Annotated in this window: 25 protein-coding genes and 1 tRNA gene; 13 read left to right on the forward strand and 13 right to left on the reverse strand. The window is 42.5% G+C overall.

Annotated features, from left to right (window positions below; translation table 11 throughout):
* Positions 1–4: 4 nt before the first annotated feature.
* On the reverse strand, positions 5–331 hold the full coding sequence (locus AB4Z08_RS24210; protein ID WP_441576369.1) for a hypothetical protein: 327 nt from the start codon (positions 329–331) through the stop codon (positions 5–7).
* A 75-nt stretch (positions 332–406) separates the two neighbouring features.
* On the opposite strand from AB4Z08_RS24210, the gene AB4Z08_RS24215 reads away from it, so the two are divergent.
* On the forward strand, positions 407–922 hold the full coding sequence (locus tag AB4Z08_RS24215; RefSeq protein WP_441576370.1) for a GNAT family N-acetyltransferase: 516 nt from the start codon (positions 407–409) through the stop codon (positions 920–922).
* Positions 923–966: 44 nt separating this feature from the next.
* Here the strand turns inward: AB4Z08_RS24215 and AB4Z08_RS24220 are convergent, their stop codons facing one another.
* Positions 967–1272, reverse strand: coding sequence for a hypothetical protein (locus AB4Z08_RS24220; RefSeq protein ID WP_441576371.1), 306 nt, complete (start codon positions 1270–1272; stop codon positions 967–969).
* A 524-nt stretch (positions 1273–1796) separates the two neighbouring features.
* Between AB4Z08_RS24220 and AB4Z08_RS24225 the strand changes: the two genes are divergently transcribed.
* Positions 1797–2522, forward strand: coding sequence for a hypothetical protein (locus AB4Z08_RS24225; protein ID WP_441576372.1), 726 nt, complete (start codon positions 1797–1799; stop codon positions 2520–2522).
* Between the two features lie 151 nt (positions 2523–2673).
* On the opposite strand, the gene AB4Z08_RS24230 is transcribed toward AB4Z08_RS24225, so the two are convergent.
* Positions 2674–3069 carry a nuclear transport factor 2 family protein gene (locus AB4Z08_RS24230; RefSeq protein WP_441576373.1) on the reverse strand — a complete coding sequence of 132 codons (396 nt, stop codon included), beginning with the start codon at positions 3067–3069 and terminating at the stop codon, positions 2674–2676.
* A 144-nt stretch (positions 3070–3213) separates the two neighbouring features.
* Between AB4Z08_RS24230 and AB4Z08_RS24235 the strand changes: the two genes are divergently transcribed.
* On the forward strand, positions 3214–4209 hold the full coding sequence (locus AB4Z08_RS24235) for an AraC family transcriptional regulator (RefSeq protein WP_441576374.1): 996 nt from the start codon (positions 3214–3216) through the stop codon (positions 4207–4209).
* Here AB4Z08_RS24235 and AB4Z08_RS24240 read toward each other — a convergent pair.
* Positions 4197–4784: an SMI1/KNR4 family protein gene (locus tag AB4Z08_RS24240; protein ID WP_441576375.1), complete on the reverse strand. Its 588-nt coding sequence runs from the start codon at positions 4782–4784 to the stop codon at positions 4197–4199. The genes AB4Z08_RS24235 and AB4Z08_RS24240 overlap by 13 nt on opposite strands.
* A 146-nt stretch (positions 4785–4930) precedes the next feature.
* On the opposite strand from AB4Z08_RS24240, the gene AB4Z08_RS24245 reads away from it, so the two are divergent.
* Positions 4931–5212: a hypothetical protein gene (locus AB4Z08_RS24245; RefSeq protein ID WP_441576376.1), complete on the forward strand. Its 282-nt coding sequence runs from the start codon at positions 4931–4933 to the stop codon at positions 5210–5212.
* A gap of 60 nt (positions 5213–5272) precedes the next feature.
* Here the strand turns inward: AB4Z08_RS24245 and AB4Z08_RS24250 are convergent, their stop codons facing one another.
* Positions 5273–6118: an AraC family transcriptional regulator gene (locus tag AB4Z08_RS24250; RefSeq protein WP_441576377.1), complete on the reverse strand. Its 846-nt coding sequence runs from the start codon at positions 6116–6118 to the stop codon at positions 5273–5275.
* 85 nt (positions 6119–6203) lie between these two features.
* On the opposite strand from AB4Z08_RS24250, the gene AB4Z08_RS24255 reads away from it, so the two are divergent.
* The 9 genes from AB4Z08_RS24255 to AB4Z08_RS24295 all read left to right on the forward strand — a co-directional run bounded on the left by AB4Z08_RS24255 (position 6204) and on the right by AB4Z08_RS24295 (position 12190).
* Positions 6204–6602 (forward strand): DoxX family membrane protein, encoded by a 399-nt coding sequence (locus tag AB4Z08_RS24255; RefSeq protein ID WP_441576378.1) that lies wholly within the window; start codon positions 6204–6206, stop codon positions 6600–6602.
* A complete protein-coding gene (locus tag AB4Z08_RS24260; RefSeq protein WP_441576379.1) occupies positions 6602–7549 on the forward strand; it encodes a polysaccharide deacetylase family protein in 948 nt (315 codons plus the stop codon). The genes AB4Z08_RS24255 and AB4Z08_RS24260 overlap by 1 nt, the downstream gene beginning before the upstream one ends.
* 78 nt (positions 7550–7627) lie before the next feature.
* Positions 7628–8368, forward strand: coding sequence for a hypothetical protein (locus AB4Z08_RS24265; protein WP_441576380.1), 741 nt, complete (start codon positions 7628–7630; stop codon positions 8366–8368).
* Positions 8369–8394: 26 nt separating this feature from the next.
* A complete protein-coding gene (locus AB4Z08_RS24270) occupies positions 8395–9345 on the forward strand; it encodes a helix-turn-helix domain-containing protein (RefSeq protein WP_441576381.1) in 951 nt (316 codons plus the stop codon).
* An 84-nt stretch (positions 9346–9429) separates the two neighbouring features.
* Entirely contained in the window at positions 9430–10170 is a 741-nt protein-coding gene (locus tag AB4Z08_RS24275) for an SDR family oxidoreductase (protein ID WP_441576382.1), read from the forward strand.
* 56 nt (positions 10171–10226) lie between these two features.
* On the forward strand, positions 10227–10979 hold the full coding sequence (locus AB4Z08_RS24280) for an SDR family oxidoreductase (protein ID WP_441576383.1): 753 nt from the start codon (positions 10227–10229) through the stop codon (positions 10977–10979).
* 12 nt (positions 10980–10991) lie between these two features.
* Complete coding sequence (locus AB4Z08_RS24285; protein WP_441576384.1) at positions 10992–11345, forward strand: DoxX family protein; 354 nt, start codon at positions 10992–10994, stop codon at positions 11343–11345.
* On the forward strand, positions 11346–11756 hold the full coding sequence (locus AB4Z08_RS24290; protein ID WP_441576385.1) for a hypothetical protein: 411 nt from the start codon (positions 11346–11348) through the stop codon (positions 11754–11756).
* 74 nt (positions 11757–11830) lie between these two features.
* Positions 11831–12190 (forward strand): DUF4180 domain-containing protein, encoded by a 360-nt coding sequence (locus AB4Z08_RS24295; RefSeq protein ID WP_441576386.1) that lies wholly within the window; start codon positions 11831–11833, stop codon positions 12188–12190.
* 98 nt (positions 12191–12288) lie between these two features.
* Here AB4Z08_RS24295 and AB4Z08_RS24300 read toward each other — a convergent pair whose 3' ends face one another.
* The 8 genes from AB4Z08_RS24300 to AB4Z08_RS24335 form a co-directional block, all read right to left on the reverse strand.
* On the reverse strand, positions 12289–12726 hold the full coding sequence (locus AB4Z08_RS24300; RefSeq protein WP_441576387.1) for a GNAT family N-acetyltransferase: 438 nt from the start codon (positions 12724–12726) through the stop codon (positions 12289–12291).
* A 33-nt stretch (positions 12727–12759) separates the two neighbouring features.
* On the reverse strand, positions 12760–13344 hold the full coding sequence (locus AB4Z08_RS24305) for a 2'-5' RNA ligase family protein (RefSeq protein WP_441576388.1): 585 nt from the start codon (positions 13342–13344) through the stop codon (positions 12760–12762).
* A gap of 123 nt (positions 13345–13467) precedes the next feature.
* Positions 13468–14382 carry a helix-turn-helix domain-containing protein gene (locus AB4Z08_RS24310; RefSeq protein ID WP_441576389.1) on the reverse strand — a complete coding sequence of 305 codons (915 nt, stop codon included), beginning with the start codon at positions 14380–14382 and terminating at the stop codon, positions 13468–13470.
* 672 nt (positions 14383–15054) lie between these two features.
* On the reverse strand, positions 15055–15798 hold the full coding sequence (locus AB4Z08_RS24315) for a hypothetical protein (RefSeq protein ID WP_441576390.1): 744 nt from the start codon (positions 15796–15798) through the stop codon (positions 15055–15057).
* Positions 15799–16197: 399 nt separating this feature from the next.
* Positions 16198–16989: a hypothetical protein gene (locus AB4Z08_RS24320; RefSeq protein ID WP_441576391.1), complete on the reverse strand. Its 792-nt coding sequence runs from the start codon at positions 16987–16989 to the stop codon at positions 16198–16200.
* A 56-nt stretch (positions 16990–17045) separates the two neighbouring features.
* On the reverse strand, positions 17046–17576 hold the full coding sequence (locus tag AB4Z08_RS24325) for a hypothetical protein (protein WP_441576392.1): 531 nt from the start codon (positions 17574–17576) through the stop codon (positions 17046–17048).
* 459 nt (positions 17577–18035) lie between these two features.
* Positions 18036–18257 carry a hypothetical protein gene (locus AB4Z08_RS24330; protein ID WP_441576393.1) on the reverse strand — a complete coding sequence of 74 codons (222 nt, stop codon included), beginning with the start codon at positions 18255–18257 and terminating at the stop codon, positions 18036–18038.
* A 191-nt stretch (positions 18258–18448) separates the two neighbouring features.
* Positions 18449–18523 (reverse strand) — tRNA-Arg (locus tag AB4Z08_RS24335).
* Positions 18524–18541: the final 18 nt, after the last annotated feature.

Genomic DNA, 18541 nt, shown 5'->3' on the forward strand with positions numbered 1-18541 from the left:
TTTTCTACTGGTTGCAATCACAAAGTGTAGCGACTCCTTCCGCAATCCATTTGCTGAAAGCACTTTCTTTTTCAAATTGTAAAAGATTCAATGGTTTCCCGGTGATATCTTCCAGGGAAAAGCCGTCTGCATGTGTTTCTACGGCCTGTCTGGTAGCGATTTCCTGTTCCCCGGAAGTGGCGCCGAGTATTTTTCTGAATTCAAATACTACACTGTCTGAAGTATCGTTGGCGTGGATCACCATCACAATAAACTCGTATTCCCCGAATTGTTGCAGTGCAGTGATGGTCCGGGTATTTATTTTGTAGCAGGTGCCAGGTGTGAGTTGCATAAGCGGATGTTTAACGATGATATGAATATACGGAACAATTACTATCTTGTAAACATGGAATTAAGCTCCCTTCGAATGTTGTTAAACCCTGTAACAACCGCAGATATTGCCGCTATACACCGGCTGCATAGTATGCCGGAAACAGATGAATATAATACATTGGGCATCCCCGCATCGGTGGATGTGACCACTGCCGTAGTACATGGATGGTTGAGTGATGCGGATCAAAAAGTATGGCGTATAACGTTAAAGGATACACGGGAATTTATTGGCCTGATTGCGATGAAGTTTAAGGCTGCTCGTTTCAGGAGTGCGGAGGTATCTTACAAGATCGATGTAACCTATTGGGGCAAAGGTTTGGCTACAGAGGCGGTAGAAGTATTGCTGGCGTATGCTTTTGACAAATTACAGCTACATCGCGTAGAGGCTGGTTGTGCGGTAGATAATGCAGCTTCAGCGCGGGTGTTGGAGAAAGTGGGTATGCAACGGGAAGGCTGTAAGCGAAAGGTATTACCCATCAGGGGTAATTGGATAGATGGTTTTACATATGCTATACTGGAAGAAGATTATAAGCAACAAAAAGGCCGGTAGGGTTTCCCTGTTCCGGCCTTTTGTATATTATTCTGATGGAAAAATTAGTCTTTCTTTTTATCATGTATTTGTGATTTCTTCAGATACACTTTCTTTCCCTTTCCGTTCACAATATATTTCTGATCTTTCTTATTGATGTAAACGGTTTCACCGTTTGGCCCTTCCTTGTCTTTGTACACTTTATCTGTTACTGCGGAGGCGCCTTTTACAGCAATAGAAGCGGTTTTGTTGCCTATTTTTTTGGCGGTACTGTCAATGCCCTGAGCAAAAGCATGCTGGCCAGCCAGGGAAATAACTGCACCAAGGGCGGCAGCAAATAAGAATTTTGAGATATGCATTGGAGTTTTCATGTTGTTACTTTTAATGTTTAATAAAATGATTGCCTGTTTGTAGGTTAATTTCAACAATAATGCCATATCATTTGTTCTATGACTGCCAGTTTTTTACAAATATGATTTTTGCTGTATTGGCGTGGCAGACCGGGGATTTTCCCCCCATGGGATCCATTTTATTTTCGTATATTCATGTCCGGTAACCAAATACCTATGAAGTCAACGAATAAAGGTCTGTCTCTATTAGTTCCTACACCTTGCGAGGAGAATTGGACTCAAAATGACCGTACTGCAGCCGGAAGGCATTGTAGTAGCTATAACAAAACGGTAGTTGATTTCTCCTTATTATCCGATGCTGAAATTTTTGCTGTTGTTAAAAAACAGTAAGGGGAGTGTTTGTGGCAATCATTACCGATGATTGGCCGCATAAAAAAGTTTCGCCTGCGATAGCAGTGTGCAGCCAGTTTGTGTCCGCTATGGTGATCACAGCTGGACTTGTGGTGATATTGCAACTTTAGGCTGTAAAAAAATAATTAACGCATATGGAAATGGGGAGTATTCCTGCATCATCTGTTGGAAGTACATCATTTGTTGATACCGCATCGGCTGCTGATGCCACTTCATCTGAAATCCGCAACCTGCCTGAAATAGTAGTAGCGGGAGTATCTCAACATATCAACAGAACCATGGCAACGAAGTCAAAACAAGCATTGTACCTGTCTCTTCCCACTCCGTGTGACCAAAGCTGGAATGAAATGCGGCCTGTATCGGGTGGCAGGCATTGCAGCAGTTGCAGCAAAACCATCATAGATTTTTCTTTATTAACAGATGCAGAAATCTTTGCGGCTATCCACAGCAGCAAGGGGGCTGTTTGTGGAAGATTTTCTGATGACCAGCTGAACAGAAGTATTACAATGCCTGTACCTCCGCGGCATTCATTTGTTCCTGCTATGATTATGACAGCAGGTTTGGCGGTTGGCATCGCAACAGCAAGCCATGCTGAGACGAGAGGACTGGAACAAATTGAAATGAGCATAGTGCCAACACCTTTGGCCGATACCAGCATTGCGGCTAAATCTTATGGTTTACCAGAAGTAGTGGTGGTGGCATATGAGAGTAAGAAAAGAACATATACTACTGGTGTGGTATGCGTAACGACTAAGGAGATTAAACCGCTTGTCCAACCCCTGGTTGCCCAACCAATTACTTATAAAGATGAACCGGTATTGGAAAAAAAGAAAAAGAAAAAACGATTCTTGTTTTTCTGATGAATATAAATGCTCTTTCCTCAGCCATCTTTTTTGCATAACCTGCAGCATGGCAGGTAAATAAAAACCTCCCAGGCTGCCCGTAGCCCGGAAGGTTTTGTCCGTATGTGTGTCTGCCCCCATTTGTAGTTGACAGTTCTTCTCCCAGGTATTAATTACCCCAGAAAATATCTTCCTGCTGTATATCTGCAGCGTATATCTTGGCGGCGATGATCTGGCCGTCTTTCACCGTATATACGTCCACGTTATCAGTGTGTAATTCTGCGCCTGGTCTGCTGGCTTTCCAGGTAAGTACTACAGAAGCCTGGTCGCCATTTACTGCAATGGTTTTGATATCAGACAGGGACATGGTATTCTGTGATACTTCAAACATACCGCCTACCATCTGGAATACTTCTCCACTGGACTTTTTAGTGCCGGAGAACCGGTTGCTGCCCGGCTGATCCCAGTTGATTTCAGGGTGTAATAAGGCGCCTAATTTTTCGAGGTTTACCTGTTGAACTGCGGTTACAAATTCAGTAACTACCTGTAATGTTTGCTTTTCCATTTTTATAAGTTTTTAGTTTGTTGATAAATTGATAATGCAAAGCTACTTCGGTGTACTTCTTTATCATTTACCTTAACACGACAATTACTTACCATTTAACGACACCCTGTTTTTTGTAAGCAGGGAGTTGAATATCTTTATAGCATGAAACAGCTGGTATTAAGTATGATTGCTTATGCGGTGCAGCGGGATGTAGATGCCACACAGTTATGTAAACTGGCAGGCATTGATTTGACGGCACTGAAACGGAAAAATGCGGCGCTGGTAACCGCGCAGCAATTACAGGACCTGTGGTTAAATGCCAGCAGGCTCACCAATGATCCCCTGTTTGGGCTTCATTTTGGAGAGGCGCTGCAACCGGCCGCTTTGGGTACGGTAGGAGAGATCATACAAAGCAGTGCCACCGTTGGAGATGCATTAACGCATGCCGCCGCCCTCACTCACCTGGTAACAGACGAGTGCAGGATAGAAATACAACGCTCCGTCAAAACATTTACCGTGAAACTGTTGCCGGCAACCGACTATGGGGCTACCCCTCCTTATGCTTTCCGGCAACTGATAGATTTACTTATGGTGCTGGTTATCCATGAACTGGATGGATTGCTGCTGGAAAAAATTGTTCCGCAGGCAGTACGTTTGGCCTATACAGTTCCTGATCCGGTGGAGTATGAACGTGTTTTTCGTTGTAAGCCCTCAAAACGGGCTGGAGAGTATGTGCTGGTATTTGATATCAAATATTGGGATGAACCGCTTTTAACGGCTAATTATGAATTACAGAGCCTATTACTGCAAAAGGTCAGCAGTATGCCCCAGCCTTCTGCTCAGCCGCAAACGCTGCAAACAAGGATTTATAACTATCTCCTGGCCAATTCTTACCTGGGAGTTTCTTCGCTGAACGATATGGCTGCCAACTTCAATATCAGCCCACGCAGTTTGCAGCGGAAACTGAAGGAAGAAGGAGTAAAGTACCAGGATATTGCAGATGCCGTAAGGCGTTCATTGGCGGTGTATTACATATCTTCCGGTAATTATCCCTTGAAAGATATTTCGTGGATGCTTGGTTATAATGAGTTAAGTGCGTTTACAAGAGCTTTTAAGCGGTGGACGGGTAGTACACCGGTCAATTATCAGTCGTTGTAGTTCAGGAAGGTATCTTTGTGTACAATGCCCCATTTCTTCACAAAAATATATTCTCCTTTTTCAAGGGCAGTGATGTAGTCCTGCAGCCATTCTTCAAAGGAACCGGCTTCAATAACGCGGTGCCCGTCATCGTGCCACAGTGTAATGATCTGCCCGCGTTTCCCTTCGGGGGCCGGGTCGAGGTCTATACAGAGGTGATTGCCGAAGCCATCGCTGGTAAACGGTATCCACAGAGGATTCCACCAGTCGTTTTTGATCCCCGTGTCTGGTGCGGCAAGAATAGGTTCATCATGCCAGGTGAAATTGCCGGCGTCCAGCTGGTCTTTCCAGTGTTGCCATTGTAGAATAATGTCTTCTACACCCAATAGCTGATCTGCATCTACCAGTCCTGCCCTGGCTTTCTGCTGTCCGTTGTGTATGGAATAAAATGCTTTGAAAGAGGCCGGCAGCGCCGTTCCTATTAGTTTTTCAAGTGTCTCCACCGCCTCAAAGGTAACGCCGGGATGAAGGATGTTGAGCAGTCTTGGGGCATGCTGTTGCATCCAATTCTCCCATCTGGTCCAATATTGCTGCATATGGTATGGGTTTTAACGACTATAAAGATGTGAAATTTTATCTATAATTTTATTCATTCTTCGCAGATGTTTTTTATAAGGTAATTATCAATAATTTTGTAGTTCTTGAAAAGAGTACAACATCATTAAAAGTAAATAACTCCTTTATGGTACAGTTACCTAAATTTCTGATTGCAGACGATCCTGTAACAGATCCGGAAAATGAATATATTTTTCATACCGAAAAACCCCGCTTCTTCGCCAAACGTGTAGAAGAAGATGAAGAAACTGCCTACATCGATATCGTTCACGAAATTGATAATGTAGAAGAGTTCTATAAAAACACACCGGAGAAGAAACAGGAACTGCTGGAACAGCTGGAAGAATGGTACTTCTCTTACATGGAGTGGCTGGAAGATGACGGTGAGGAAGAAGAGGACGAAGAATAGTAACGACAAAGGAATTATAAAAAAGCGTCCGTGCACAACGGGCGCTTTTTTATGTCCGGCTTAGTTTATCGCCGCCTGTAACTCTTTCCTGTAGGCAGAGGGATTTACACCCCTGTATTTTTTAAACATCCTGTTAAGATGACTTTCGTCTGTAAAGCCCAGTTCATCAGCAATTTCTCCTACCCGCATGCTGCTGTACTGCAGCCTTGTTTCTACCAGCTTTAACTTATACTGTGTAATATATTGTTGTAAGCTATCGCCATTATTACGCTTAAAATACTCACTTAGATAAGTAGGCGAAATGTTAAAATTAGATGCAATCTGCTCTGCGCGCAGCTTCTCCGGTGAATAGATATTTTCGTGTATATAATGCAGTATATTCAGGGAGGCTTCGTGCTTCGCCGGATGTTTGGGCTGTTCCGGCATCTGCAGTAATATATTCCTGGCAATGACCATGATCATGGTATTCACGATCTGTTGGGCCATTTCCCGGTGATAAGGCTGCTGATTGACCAGCTCCCGGATCAACGCTTCCACCAGCGACTTTACCAGGGGCTTATCGTTTTTGTTTTTTAAGATGCAACCCGGCATATGATTGTGATTCTGGAAAATGAACTCCAGTTGCTGTATCCATTCTTTTTGCTGATTCTTAAGGTAGATGTTATTGAAGCGGATGAAGAAGAATTTCGTGCTTTCCTTTACATCAAAAGAGTGACAGTCCTGCGGCATTACCAGGAACAGTTTCCCTGGACTGTAAGGCAATTGGTTTTTGTTAACACACTGTATGCCATTGCCTTCTACAATGTACACGAGTTCGAAAAAGTTATGCTTGTGAGGATCAATCGGGCATTCAGCACATTCCCGGTATTCAATCTCAAAAGGCTGATATAAGTTCTCTTGTAGCATACCCGCAAAAATACAGAATGATCCTAAAATTGTACAATTTTATTTGCCAGGTTCCTATTGATCTTTGCTATATAAACTCATACAAATGGAAAATAATGCGATTGTATTCTTTTTGCTCCGTCTGACAGTAGCCGCCAGTATGTTTGGCCACGGGTTGGTAAGACTCCCCAAACTAAACGGCTTTAGTGCCTGGATGGTAAAAAGCTTTGAAAAATCCATGCTGCCCAACCTGCTGGTAGTACCCTTCAGCTATGTATTACCCATTGCCGAATTCATCATCGGTTTATTGCTCCTGCTGGGCTTATTTACCCGTGGTTCTCTGATAGGTGGCAGTGTAGTCATGATAGTGCTGATATTTGGTACTGCTATGATTGAAAACTGGGAAGCAATACCTACTCAGCTGATACATGCTGTTTTTTTCGCCGGGCTACTGGCTTTTATTCAATATAACACCATCGCTGTTGATCATCTTATAAAAAAATAATGGCTACAAGAAAAGAATTCCTGAAAACAGCCGGCCTGGTTGGATTGGCCGGCATGGTAAGTCCGGGTGCAGTCATTGCACAGCCTGACCATCGCCCTGCATCGAAAGCCGGTCCCGGTTGGGCAGATGGCTCCCGCCTCGTAGTGTCCGTATCTATGCAGTTTGAAGCCGGCGGACAACCAGAAGACCGCCCGGAAAGCCCTTTCCCGCAAAATATGCTCAAGGGATACAAAGACCTGCCCGCAAACACCTGGTATGAATACGGTTACAAGGAAGGTATACCCCGTATGCTCGATAACTGGGATAAACACGGCATCAAAGTTACCTCACATATGGTAGGCAGTGCAGTAGAAAAGAACCCTGCCCTGGCCAAAGAAATTGTGCAGCGTGGGCATGAGGCCGCCGCACATGGCCGCGACTGGTCATCGCAATATATGATGCCATACGAAGAAGAAAAGCAATTCATACAGGAAGGTATGGAAGCCGTGAGAAAGGCCACCGGCGTTACTCCTGTAGGCTACAATGCCAACTGGATGCGCCGTAGCGAAAATACCCTCACCATACTCCAGGAGCTGGGATTTCTGTATCATATCGATGACCTGAGCCGTGATGAGCCCTTTATCACAAAAGTGAATAACATTGATTTTGCAGTAGTGCCCTACACTTTACGCTGCAATGATATTCAGCTGGTAGCCGGACAATGGTTTTCTACCGATCAGTTTCTGCAACAGGTAAAGATGGAATTTGATCAGCTGTATGAAGAATCTGCCCGGCGCCGGCGCATGATGTCGATCAGTTTTCATGATCGCATAGGAGGTACCCCTCAGCTGGTAAAGGCCACCAGTGAGCTGTTTGCTTATATGAAACAACATCCGGGCGTAGTATTCAAACGAAAAGACGACATCGCAAAAATGGCATTGTCGGATAAACATACCATCAGAGAGTAAATAAAAAGACAGGCAACGGGCCTGTCTTTTTATTTTGCAATGAATATTGTATTATTTTGTTGCCACGACACATATGCTATGAACGTATTTAAAACACAACCCGAAGGCTTTGCTGTTATTAGAAAACAGGCCCTGCTAAGATTTGCACCGGTGATGTTGTTCGGGGTAATCGTTGTACTGGCAGCAAATTTCAGATCAGCAGCAGCCGGTTTTGATATGGAAACCCTCCTGATCACCTTCCCGGTCATGCTGTTTGCCGTGGTAATAGGCATTTCCAGAGGGATGAAGCGGAGAAGAAAATTATTCGATAGCTTCTCCGTAGAAGTGAATGAAGACGCTGTTATCAGAACGCAGGACGATACACCCGAGCTGGAGTTGAACCGCCTGGAAATTTCCAGCATCAGTAAAGACAGTACCGGCGTGATTACTATCAGGGGAATGGACCAGTATGATGTGATCCAGATCCCCGCCGGCATGGAACGGGCGGATGAATTGGAGGCGGCGCTTTTGCGTATCATGCCTTTCTCAGAAGGAGATCAGCGCTCATTGCTGGAACGTTTTGGCTGGATCACCGGTGTCCTCGCTATCCTATTGATGGTGGTGATCAGATTTGTAGAAAATAAGGTAGTAGTTATAATAAGTGGCGTATTGCTCATTGTACTGCTCATCTGGGGTTTTATGACCGGGTATCGTAACAAAAACGTCCCTGAGCGTTATAAACGCAGTATCTGGATTGCATTGCTGTTGATTGCAGCGGTGATCATGGCCATACTTATGAAGCTGGGATGGGTGAATGATTTTTGGGAGATGAATGCTTAACTTAATATTCCGGAAACTATAATAGCATGAGGAAACCTACACATCGGCCGGACGAGAAAATAATATTCAACAACCTGCTGGATCAGTACATCTATCAGGGGCTGCCTACTGAAAGCATTGACGCTAAAACGGATTTTACCATCCATAACCTCAAAGCTATTCATGAAGAACTGCCTTACACCTCTATTGTATACAGAACCAATTTCTTTTCTTTTGTTTTTGTGAAAGATGCCATCGGCAGGTATACTACCGATGAGCAGGTTTTTAACACGTGTCCGGGGACTATTTACTTTACTAATCCGGGGCATTTCAAATCATTCGAATGGCAACAGATTGAAGATGTACACCTGATTACCCTAAGTGAGTCCTTCCTGAAAGAAAATGTGCATCCGAAAATATTTGAAGAGTTCCCTTTCCTGCTGGCGGAAACAGTACCTCCCAGGGTGTTGAAACCCGAAGTATTTGCCGAATTTGAACAATTATACGGGCAGATAGAGAAGGAGTATTTGTCTGCTTCTCCCTATAGAACACGGATGATAGGGAACCTCTTTGTAGTACTACTGCTCAAAATAAAAGAATATTTCTGGGAAGATTATAATCCTATCTATGAAGGTAACCGCAGCTCCCAGATTGTAAAAACATTTAAAAGGATGCTGGAGCAGCACTACCGTGACCTGGTAAACGGAAAAGCCGAAAAGGTATACCGGGTGCAGGATTACGCCGATGCGCAACACCTCCATCCCAACTACCTGAGCAATGTAATCAAAAGTAAAACAGGCAAGCCTATAGGTACCTGGATAGCCGAAAAAACCATTGCCGAAGCCAAATCCCTGCTGCAAAACTCCACCGCGTCTGTTAAGCAGATTGCGTCACAGCTGGGCTTTACAGAGGCCACCCACTTCAGCAACTACTTCAAGAAACAAACCGATATTTCCCCCGTTTTATTCAGAAAACAACACGGCAACACCGCATCTTAGATATTTGTAACTAATAGTGTAATTCTTATACTTTTCGGCTCCGCGAATATTTCACCTTTGTTCTATCATTTAAAACAAAGAAATATGAGCACTTTAAAAGATAAGATTATCCTGGTAACTGGTTCCTCCAGGGGTATTGGCGCCACTATTGCCCGTCAGCTGTCTGCTGCCGGCGCCACCGTAATTGTTAACTATGCCGGTGGCAAAGAAGCTGCTGAACAGGTTGTAAATGAAATTAAACAACAGGGGGGAGAAGCCATTGCTTTACAGGCGGATGTGAGCAGGGGAGAAGAAGTAAAAGCCCTGTTTGACGCTGCAATTGCGCATTATGGCCGTATCGATGTGCTGGTGAATAATGCCGGCATTATGATTAACAAATTAATCAAGGATACCACCGATGAAGACTTTACCCGTCAGTTCGATATCAATGTAAGAGGTACATTTAATACCATGCGGGAAGCCGCTACCCGCCTGGCAGACAAAGGAAGTATCATCAACTTCTCTACTTCTGTAAATCGTATTATGCTGCCTACCTATGGTACCTATGTGGCTACCAAAGCAGCAGTAGAACAATTAACCCGTGTATTTTCCAAAGAAGTGGGACCAAGAGGTATCAATGTGAACTCCGTTTCTCCAGGCCCTACCAACACCGAATTATTTACCAATGGTAAATCAGAGGAAGTCATTGCCCGCCTGGCCTCCCTGTCAGCTTTTAACCGCATCGGTGAGCCGGACGATATCGCAAAAGTAGTGTTGTTCCTGGCCAGCGATGACGCTAAATGGATCACCGCACAGAATATTGGCGCCAATGGTGGTATGGCCTGATAATAAGTACCACATCAGCAAACAAGTCTCTCTAAAAATTGTTAAAATCAGATCACATGAACAGTTTAAAAAATAAAGTTGCCCTGGTAACAGGATCCGCCAGAGGATTAGGTAAAGCCATTGCAGAACGTTATGCCGCTTTAGGTGCAGACATCGTTATCAACTACTCCCGTGACAAAACTTCTGCAGATGAAGTAGTGAGTAATATAACAGCCATGGGGGTACGCGTTATTGCCGTGCAGGCAGATGTCAGTAAAGTGGCAGACCTGGAACATTTATTTGCCACCGCCAAAGAGGCTTTTGGTAAAATAGATATCGTGGTGGCCAACGCAGGTATTGAAATGGTGGAAGTACCGGTAACCGATTTTACAGAAGAACAATTCGATAAAGTATTTTCTATCAATACCAAAGGCACCTACTTTACTATGCAGCAGGCGGCAAAGCACGTGGAAAATAATGGCAGGATCATTTACGTCGCCTCCAGCACCACGTCTTTCCCGGTGCCCGGCATGGCCGTGTATGGTGGTAGTAAAACAACGCCCCGCTACCTCGTGGATATTTTATCAAAAGAAATCGGACACAAAGGCATCACGGTGAATTCTATTATTCCTTTTGCAGTAGATCATTCCGGTATCTTTGTGGACCCGGCAGCTTATCCTGAACTGAGAAAGCAACTGCTGGACAGCTGTCCTATGGGCAGACTCGCAGAAGTAGAGGATGTGGCCAACCTGGCAGAATTTTTTGCAAGTGATTTATCTTCTTTTGTATCCGGTCAGCACCTGCTGGTAAATGGCGGTGCTACCAACTAAAATTCAACTATCATGATACTCAAAGTACTCAACACTGCACTCATTCTTTTTGCCGTATTTATGGGCCTGAAACAGGGCTGGGCGATGATTGGCAACAAGCCGGAAATGGTAACGATGTTCGGTAAATGGCATTTCAGTCCTACTGCTATTACCATCAATGGGATAGTAACCGTGTTGAGTGCTTTGCTGATCCTGTTTCCCCGCACCTTTCTTTTAGGTAACTTCCTGATGGCAGCTACCATTTTAATGATCATCTGTTTTCACCTGGCTGACCGGGAACTCAAAGGGGCGGCTATTGAACTGCCTTTCTTTCTCCTGAACCTGGTAATCATTTACCTGCAGCATCCACTCGTAAAAACGAATTAAATGAAAACATTGCTTTATATAGCGATATGCTTATTGCCCCTGGCGATGAGTGCACAGCGCAGAACTCCTCCAACTAAAAACAACATGATGAACACAGACAAACTTACCAATGAAACTGTAAAGAAAGCGATTACGGCATTGCAGGCAGGTGATAAGAACGCCTGGTATACATTATTTACTCCTGGCCCGGAGTTGTTTGATGATGGAAATAAAATTGATTTTAAGTCGTTTTCTGAAGGCGCATTAGGGCATGAACGCTTTACCAGTATTGATAAAGTTGAAAATAACGGGTTGGATCTTTATGGTAAATTTCACAGTGATAAATGGGGTGATTTTAAAACCTACTTTAAATTTCAGTTGAATAAGGAGGGTAAGATATCCCGGCTGGAGATAGGGCAGGCGAGTTATTGAGGATGACAAAGTACTTGAGTTTTCAGGACCTTTATTTCCAGAAAAGCAATACTATTGCAGGAAATATCATCATTATGAAAATTGAACTGACTAATATAAATGGGAAAGGAATTGCTGAAATAATATCGGATAATATGGAAGTAAACAATACGGAAGATGCTTTGGATATATTAGGCAATTGCAGCTACCAGGGGGCAGACAATATCATTTTGCATGAGAAAAATATCATTCCGGATTTCTTTGATTTAAAAACAAGGATAGCAGGGGAGATCCTGCAGAAATTTTCTACCTATAATGTTCGGCTTGCCATAGTGGGCGATTTCTCAAAGTATACCAGCCAGCGTTTGAAAGATTTTATCTACGAGAGTAATAAAGGTGGCAGGGTTAATTTTGTTAATACTGTAGCCGAAGCAACGGAGAAATTAAGCCGATGAATTTACTGCTGGAATTGTGATGGTAATTCTTTAATCCTTCTTGCAGGGATGCCTTGGGATATATTAGAATGCTTGTTAAATAGGGAGATTTATCCTGATTAAAGTGCCCGCTCCATCAGGTATAGATCGAGGCCCTGGCCCCAATAATCTTTTTGTGTTTCTACCAACTTGTAACCAAATTTTTCAAAAAATTTATATGCTTTTTGAGAAGTGGTTACCACCAGTTTTTCAATAGTTGGACCTGATTGAAAAATTGTCAGACAGTGTTCGATCGCTTTTCTTCCCAACCCATGCCCCGTATATGCCGGATGGAATAATATCCAGGTGATCTGGCCCACTTTCTTCGCCTCATTTACGTAGTATCCCACACCTCCTGCAATATTATTTCCGTGTTCTATCGTGAAGTAGAGATGGGCATTTTCGTTTAAATATGTGTCATAGTCAACCAGTTCCTTAGGGTCAAAATATTCCGGCGTATTGAGCTTGAAAATAGTGAGTAAATCATTTTTATCAGTTGCTTTGTAGGGTCGTATCATCGTGTTGTTATTGGATGGAGAATATACGCATTCTTATTTACAGAACGATAATTTAAAGCAGATCTTATATCGCCGGTCACCCGGTCCTTTCTTTAGTACCGTAATTTCCTGACATGGAAAGGAGTCTTGATAATTAAAAGCTGACAAATCTATTTTGTCGAAGTCTTCATTGGCGATGGCCCTGGCAATAGTAATATGTGGCGTAATTTTTTTAGACGATCTGGGAAAGAAGGCAGCTAGCAGGTGCATATGAAGCTGGTGAATGGGAGCGGGGTTATTGATCTTTAATACCAGCGATTTGGATTGATCTCCATGCTTGAAAATAAAGCTTCCGCCCAGTACAATGTCGAAACCAGGACAAGACGATAGCACACTTTTTACCTGTTTGCGGATTCGTTCATCATCATCGGGAGCGGTGAACTTCAATAAAGAAATATGTGCAATTGACTTCAGATTGTTTACAGACAAGGAAATTTGGTTGCCAAGTGCCTCTTTTGCCGCCCGCACAACTTCCTTTATCCTTTCAATGGGAGAAAGAATAATAAAGTAAGACGTGCCTCTGACAGGTACCACTTCATAGTGGAATAAGCTTAGTTGGTTCGGATTTCCATGACGCATATAAATGAACATTGAGGCATATAATAACAATGCAGGCATTCAAATGGTTGCGGGTGTAAGGTAATTAAGTAAAGCCAGTAGAGATACTGGCTTTCCAATATTTGTACCATCTTATTTCCTCCCTTATAATGTTAACAGCGTGATACCAGTTACGTCTACATCTCCATTTTTTTTCAGGAACTCATATGTCATCCGATCTGCCTTACAGCCAATAAACCGGACCCATTTTAAGCTCTTGTTTTTAAAGTAGGTGTTAATAAGCGTTGCGTTCTGGAATGTCACCATGTCAAAGGCGCAATTTTCAAAATAACATTCCTCCAATTTGCCATCGAAAACTATATTTTCAATCTGCATTCTACTAAAAGAGGTGCGATTCCAGACTGCATTTGCAATTGTATTATTAATAAAAACCCCGGATTTAAGATCCGCTCCGGTAAAATTGGCCCCGGAGAAATCGCAGCGATTGATATGGCTTCTTGAAAATTCAGCTTCTTTCATGGAACAGTTATGAAATATATTGTTCTCTAAGTGCGAAGTCTGAATATCGCAGCTGCCGATATCGGAGTTTGAGAAGTCACAGCTATCAACATGGTTGCTTTTTAGAATAAGCCCCGACAAATCTGAACCGATAAACTTGCAGCGTTCCATGTGGGAGGAGTTGAATTTTTCATGCAGATTTTTCGCCCCGGAGAAATCTGCATCTACCCAGTGTTCGCCTGACATATTCCATCTGGGCTTTTTGGGCTGGTTTCCGGATGGTGATTCAGTCGATTGCTCAACAAAGAAATCCACAGGTGCTGCCTCAGTGGCTTCAGAGGAGAAGCTTTCTGAAAAATAGTTAAGGTCAACACCCAGAATTTCTGCAAGACGGCTAAAAGTAGTGATGTCCGGCATTGATTCTCCGCGCTCCCACTTTCCGATTGCCTGAGAACTGATGGATAAACGCAGCCCAAGTTGCGCTTGAGAAATGTCTATTTTCTTTCGTGCTTCGGCAATTCTATCGCCAATCGTTTTAGTATTTAGCATAATTTTTTTCATTTTTTTGATATTACGAAGGTATTCTCAGGTATTTCCACGATCAAAAAAATGCAGAAACTTATGGTTGTATGTATGCTACTTGTGGTTGTTATTGACAACTGTAAGTAGTGCGTATCGTAGCTTATTACAATTCATGCGGAAAATGCGGAAGATTTTGAGGGATGTGGTAAAGAAAAATGCTCAATTTAAGTTTTACGAAGATTCGGCGAATATTGGTGTACGAATCATTTCGTATATTATTGGAGCTTTATTATTTACTAACCAATCTCAAATCACCAGGCGATGGACACATCTATGATCTCACGTATTAAAAACATGGAGCGCCAGTTAAGAATATATCGGGCAGGTTGCATTATACTGCTTTTGGTAGTAGGGGGGCATGTCCAGATGATATTTTGCATGTTACCTTTCATTATGTAGACTCCGTCGAGGCTATGCTTAGCACCTGCTTAGCACCTACCGAAGCAGTGCAGCAGAGGTGGACTTGATGCAGGGATGACGTCCGGATGTATAACCGGGATGAAATTGAATCAGCAGACGGATGGTGGTCAGCACTGGCCATAGCAGCGCTGCTTCAGTGTCAACTGTAGCTGTGGGAAAAAGTATACTATTGAAAGGAAGCAGGTATAAAAAGTTTATTTATCAAAATATCTCGCGGAGGCAAGGATCACTTTATTCCAGTTGAATGACAGCTGGATATGCGTGTGTATAGATAAGTTTGGGAAGCAATTTCGTCCGCTTTGGGTAGGTGCGTTTATTCACATATTTGGGTACTTGTGGGGCTGCCACCGCAATGATATCCGCGGCCATATATTGTCTGTTGCCAGATGGGCCATCCCCGTACATCGCTCTTACCTGTAAAACTACTACCAGTGAGCCCTGTCCGGGTACCTCCAGTGAAACATTTGTTTCCTGGAAAGTGGTATCCGGCGCTATCATGAGCGTAACTGTTTCGCTACCCACGACCTGACGTGACGTAAAATCAATACGGGTTGCGATCACTTTTACTTCCAGTGCAGTAATGCCTTTATACCCGGCGATGGGTTGTGCGGGAATATTTAATATCCCGTTAGGGAGAAGCCGGGGAGCCACTGTAAAGAAACGATCTACTCCGGTATGCTGATTGAAGCGGAAGCCAGTGATGGCGGCATGATGATCGCCGGCAGCAATGAGTAGCTTGTTGAGCCGATTGATGTGGCCACCGTCACAATGGATATCCAGGTGGCCGTAAAAAGCATGACGGATAAAAGCAGCTTTCCTGCTGGCGATGCCAAAGCGGCGGGATGCGCGGCGGGTAGCAGCCGTTTGCTGCACGCTTTGAGGCATGGAGCGCAGAAAGTATTGGCCATTGCGCTTATACCCAATGAGATTCCCGAGTTTTCCCGTAAAAGAAATGATAGACATTTGTTTTGCCATGGGAGATTATTTTGATTACTATAAATATAACATAATTCGGGGAACGCGTTTGCGGAGTAGATGGAGGATTAGCCAAAGCTAATGCCATGAGAATTGTATAATATTAAAGGATAATTCTATGAGGATTTGAGAATGGCAAATGCGAGTGTATGGGCATTTAGCGCATATTGAAAAAGGTATTCACCAGGTTTTTACCCTGATCGGTTTTTTGCCCTTGAAACATAATTCAGTAAAGAAAAACGCCCAATCCCAGTAAAGCTGAGATTGGGCGAGTAAGCGTTCTGGTAGCCTCGTCAAAACTCGCCCAACTCCAGTAGCTGAAAATTGAACGAGCTTATAATTTAATAGCTTTCAGTGTTGCTCTTTTAAGTGCGTACATGGAGGACATTTCTACCTAGATTAATGATTTATTTTACTAATGTTTTCTTTAGTTAGTTTAATAAATTTGTCCAGCAAGCGCTGCTCTTCCTTATTAATTTCACTTTGATATGAAACTTCGAAGGTTGTATTGGATGTCACCGAATCTTTTTTGCCGTCAATGGATATACAACTAACCCACCCATCAAACTTTTTATCTAAGAAGCTACTGACTTTAACAGGGAAATTCTTAATGTTAGGGTTTAAATACGCGACCATTTTTTCTATGGTAACTCCATTTTCCTGTATACTGGGAATGCTATCTGTTAATATCTTAAGATGAATATGTTCAATTGTGGTATCCCCTGTATACACAAAGTCTTCAAGATTGTTCTGTAATTCTTTCAACTCTGTCAAGAATAGGTAACCATCCTTTTTTTCTGATAAAGGAAACCTGGCAAGAATACTTGGTTTAGCGGATGCCGTATCGTATTGTAAGACGATTTTTTTAGACATATCCGTCACAGAGTATCCAGTCAAAGTTTTATACCTGGCATCGTCCGGAGCATAGGAAATTACCTTACCTGAAGTGCTATCTAATCCAGACCATGTAATGTTATAGTTCCTTTCTATTAAATAGGGGCCTTGCAGATAGAAAATTTGCTCTAAATCTGGCCACGCTTTACCATTTATTATTGCTTTGGCGATAATCTTTCCCCTAAACGGAAAAGCATTATGCTGCTTCTCATTACATGAAAGTGATATGAAAATGCCAAAAACCAATAGAGCGGCTAAAAAAGATTGAATAAATATTTGAGCCTGTTTGTATCTCATTTTATGTAAGAGGATAATAAATGGGTGCGAGTAACTTTTATTGAATGAGCGGATTGTTAAAAATTACGGGCATTTAAGCTCAATAATCCTCCCGCTGGCGCACTGAATAGACCATATGTTAGCGTGCCTTTTACACTTGATAACGCAACTCTGGGGGTGAAACTGGTCTGAACGATACCCTCTGACCATGAAACTCCAATCGTCGAGTTTGCTATCATGCTACCATTATGGGTAAAACCTGTTATATTACCTTTTGAGATGGTTACTGCTTCAGTTGATTTAACGCTAAACAGCCCTACGCGATTCGCAACAACTATCCATTCAATCGATTCAGTTTTATCTACTTCCATTAATGGAAAGTATGAAATTACATCTGCTATAGGTGAAGTTTCTGAAAGCGCCATAGACTTATTATTTGGGGCCAAAACATTACTTTTACCTGTGCTGTTTAAATCAGATATTTTGATGGGTTGCTCAATTTCTTTTTTACAAGAAATAATCATAGCAGCACAAGCTCCTAAAAGTATTCCATTTTTAAAGTGTCTTGTTGGCAATAGTGAAAACAACGATTTGCTGATTTGTTTCATGTGTTATGGGGTTTTAAATTGTTGAAATATTTATTATTCAATTTAGGATTTCAGCTATGTATTATATCTTATAAATAGGCAAGTCAAACAGATTTGCGGCCATTTAGATAAAATATGGGTTCAATCTATTGATCATTTGGTTGTTGCCTAAAGATTGTGGCAATGATTTGAGATTTCATAGTTCACTTTGTAGCACTCTAAATTTAATGGGTAATCTATTGTAAAACCAAAATAGCTTTTTTTTGGGATTTAATATCTTTTTCCATATTTCTCTTATATCTTGATAACCTGTTAATGGCTTCCGAGATACTGACTTTTTCCAAGTATTTGATGACTCTATAGAACATAATAATATTTCCAACATTAATATCATGCTACGCATCCTATTTGTGTTGCTATACCGCTCGCATAATCGTAATAATCCGTTTTATATGGTCACCGATAGTATTTATACTTAGCTTACTTGATTACCTGCTCGATATTGTCCAATCTGGCGTTAAACTCTGAATATTCCGGAAAATCTTTCCCTTTGATAATCCCGTGTGTTTTCTTATTCCAATAGCAGGGCTGGATTTTTTCCGGTAGGTAATATTTTAAAGCACCCGCTTCATATATGATGCGGGCAAAAATGCTGGTCGGAGTATCAGCTCCCGGCCTTTTCAGATAAAATTGGATATCCATCTCTCAGGGATTAAATTAATAGGTTAACAAAATGTTTTCTGGTGTACCCCAATAGGTTTGGGGGGACACGTTGGGTACACAGGAGGTTAATTTCTCTTTTTCTCTCTTTATGGTCCTTTGCTCTGAAATGCACGTCCAGTAAAGAGAAACGCCCAATCCCAGTAAAGCTGAGATTGGGCGAGTAAGCGTTCTGGTAGCCTCAACAGGGATCGAACCTGTATCTAAAGTTTAGGAAACTTCTATTCTATCCATTGAACTATGAGGCCATACCCCATTTCTGGGAT

This window comes from Chitinophaga sp. RAB17 (assembly GCF_052114225.1).
In the GTDB taxonomy this organism is placed as follows: Bacteria; Bacteroidota; Bacteroidia; order Chitinophagales; family Chitinophagaceae; genus Chitinophaga.

Coding starts and splice junctions, on each gene's coding strand:
- AB4Z08_RS24210 (WP_441576369.1), bottom strand. CDS start 331: ATGCAACTCACACCTGGCACCTGCTACAAAATAAATACCCGGACCATC.
- AB4Z08_RS24215 (WP_441576370.1), top strand. CDS start 407: ATGTTGTTAAACCCTGTAACAACCGCAGATATTGCCGCTATACACCGG.
- AB4Z08_RS24220 (WP_441576371.1), bottom strand. CDS start 1,272: ATGAAAACTCCAATGCATATCTCAAAATTCTTATTTGCTGCCGCCCTT.
- AB4Z08_RS24225 (WP_441576372.1), top strand. CDS start 1,797: ATGGAAATGGGGAGTATTCCTGCATCATCTGTTGGAAGTACATCATTT.
- AB4Z08_RS24230 (WP_441576373.1), bottom strand. CDS start 3,069: ATGGAAAAGCAAACATTACAGGTAGTTACTGAATTTGTAACCGCAGTT.
- AB4Z08_RS24235 (WP_441576374.1), top strand. CDS start 3,214: ATGAAACAGCTGGTATTAAGTATGATTGCTTATGCGGTGCAGCGGGAT.
- AB4Z08_RS24240 (WP_441576375.1), bottom strand. CDS start 4,784: ATGCAGCAATATTGGACCAGATGGGAGAATTGGATGCAACAGCATGCC.
- AB4Z08_RS24245 (WP_441576376.1), top strand. CDS start 4,931: ATGGTACAGTTACCTAAATTTCTGATTGCAGACGATCCTGTAACAGAT.
- AB4Z08_RS24250 (WP_441576377.1), bottom strand. CDS start 6,118: ATGCTACAAGAGAACTTATATCAGCCTTTTGAGATTGAATACCGGGAA.
- AB4Z08_RS24255 (WP_441576378.1), top strand. CDS start 6,204: ATGGAAAATAATGCGATTGTATTCTTTTTGCTCCGTCTGACAGTAGCC.
- AB4Z08_RS24260 (WP_441576379.1), top strand. CDS start 6,602: ATGGCTACAAGAAAAGAATTCCTGAAAACAGCCGGCCTGGTTGGATTG.
- AB4Z08_RS24265 (WP_441576380.1), top strand. CDS start 7,628: ATGAACGTATTTAAAACACAACCCGAAGGCTTTGCTGTTATTAGAAAA.
- AB4Z08_RS24270 (WP_441576381.1), top strand. CDS start 8,395: ATGAGGAAACCTACACATCGGCCGGACGAGAAAATAATATTCAACAAC.
- AB4Z08_RS24275 (WP_441576382.1), top strand. CDS start 9,430: ATGAGCACTTTAAAAGATAAGATTATCCTGGTAACTGGTTCCTCCAGG.
- AB4Z08_RS24280 (WP_441576383.1), top strand. CDS start 10,227: ATGAACAGTTTAAAAAATAAAGTTGCCCTGGTAACAGGATCCGCCAGA.
- AB4Z08_RS24285 (WP_441576384.1), top strand. CDS start 10,992: ATGATACTCAAAGTACTCAACACTGCACTCATTCTTTTTGCCGTATTT.
- AB4Z08_RS24290 (WP_441576385.1), top strand. CDS start 11,346: ATGAAAACATTGCTTTATATAGCGATATGCTTATTGCCCCTGGCGATG.
- AB4Z08_RS24295 (WP_441576386.1), top strand. CDS start 11,831: ATGAAAATTGAACTGACTAATATAAATGGGAAAGGAATTGCTGAAATA.
- AB4Z08_RS24300 (WP_441576387.1), bottom strand. CDS start 12,726: ATGATACGACCCTACAAAGCAACTGATAAAAATGATTTACTCACTATT.
- AB4Z08_RS24305 (WP_441576388.1), bottom strand. CDS start 13,344: ATGCGTCATGGAAATCCGAACCAACTAAGCTTATTCCACTATGAAGTG.
- AB4Z08_RS24310 (WP_441576389.1), bottom strand. CDS start 14,382: ATGAAAAAAATTATGCTAAATACTAAAACGATTGGCGATAGAATTGCC.
- AB4Z08_RS24315 (WP_441576390.1), bottom strand. CDS start 15,798: ATGGCAAAACAAATGTCTATCATTTCTTTTACGGGAAAACTCGGGAAT.
- AB4Z08_RS24320 (WP_441576391.1), bottom strand. CDS start 16,989: ATGAGATACAAACAGGCTCAAATATTTATTCAATCTTTTTTAGCCGCT.
- AB4Z08_RS24325 (WP_441576392.1), bottom strand. CDS start 17,576: ATGAAACAAATCAGCAAATCGTTGTTTTCACTATTGCCAACAAGACAC.
- AB4Z08_RS24330 (WP_441576393.1), bottom strand. CDS start 18,257: ATGGATATCCAATTTTATCTGAAAAGGCCGGGAGCTGATACTCCGACC.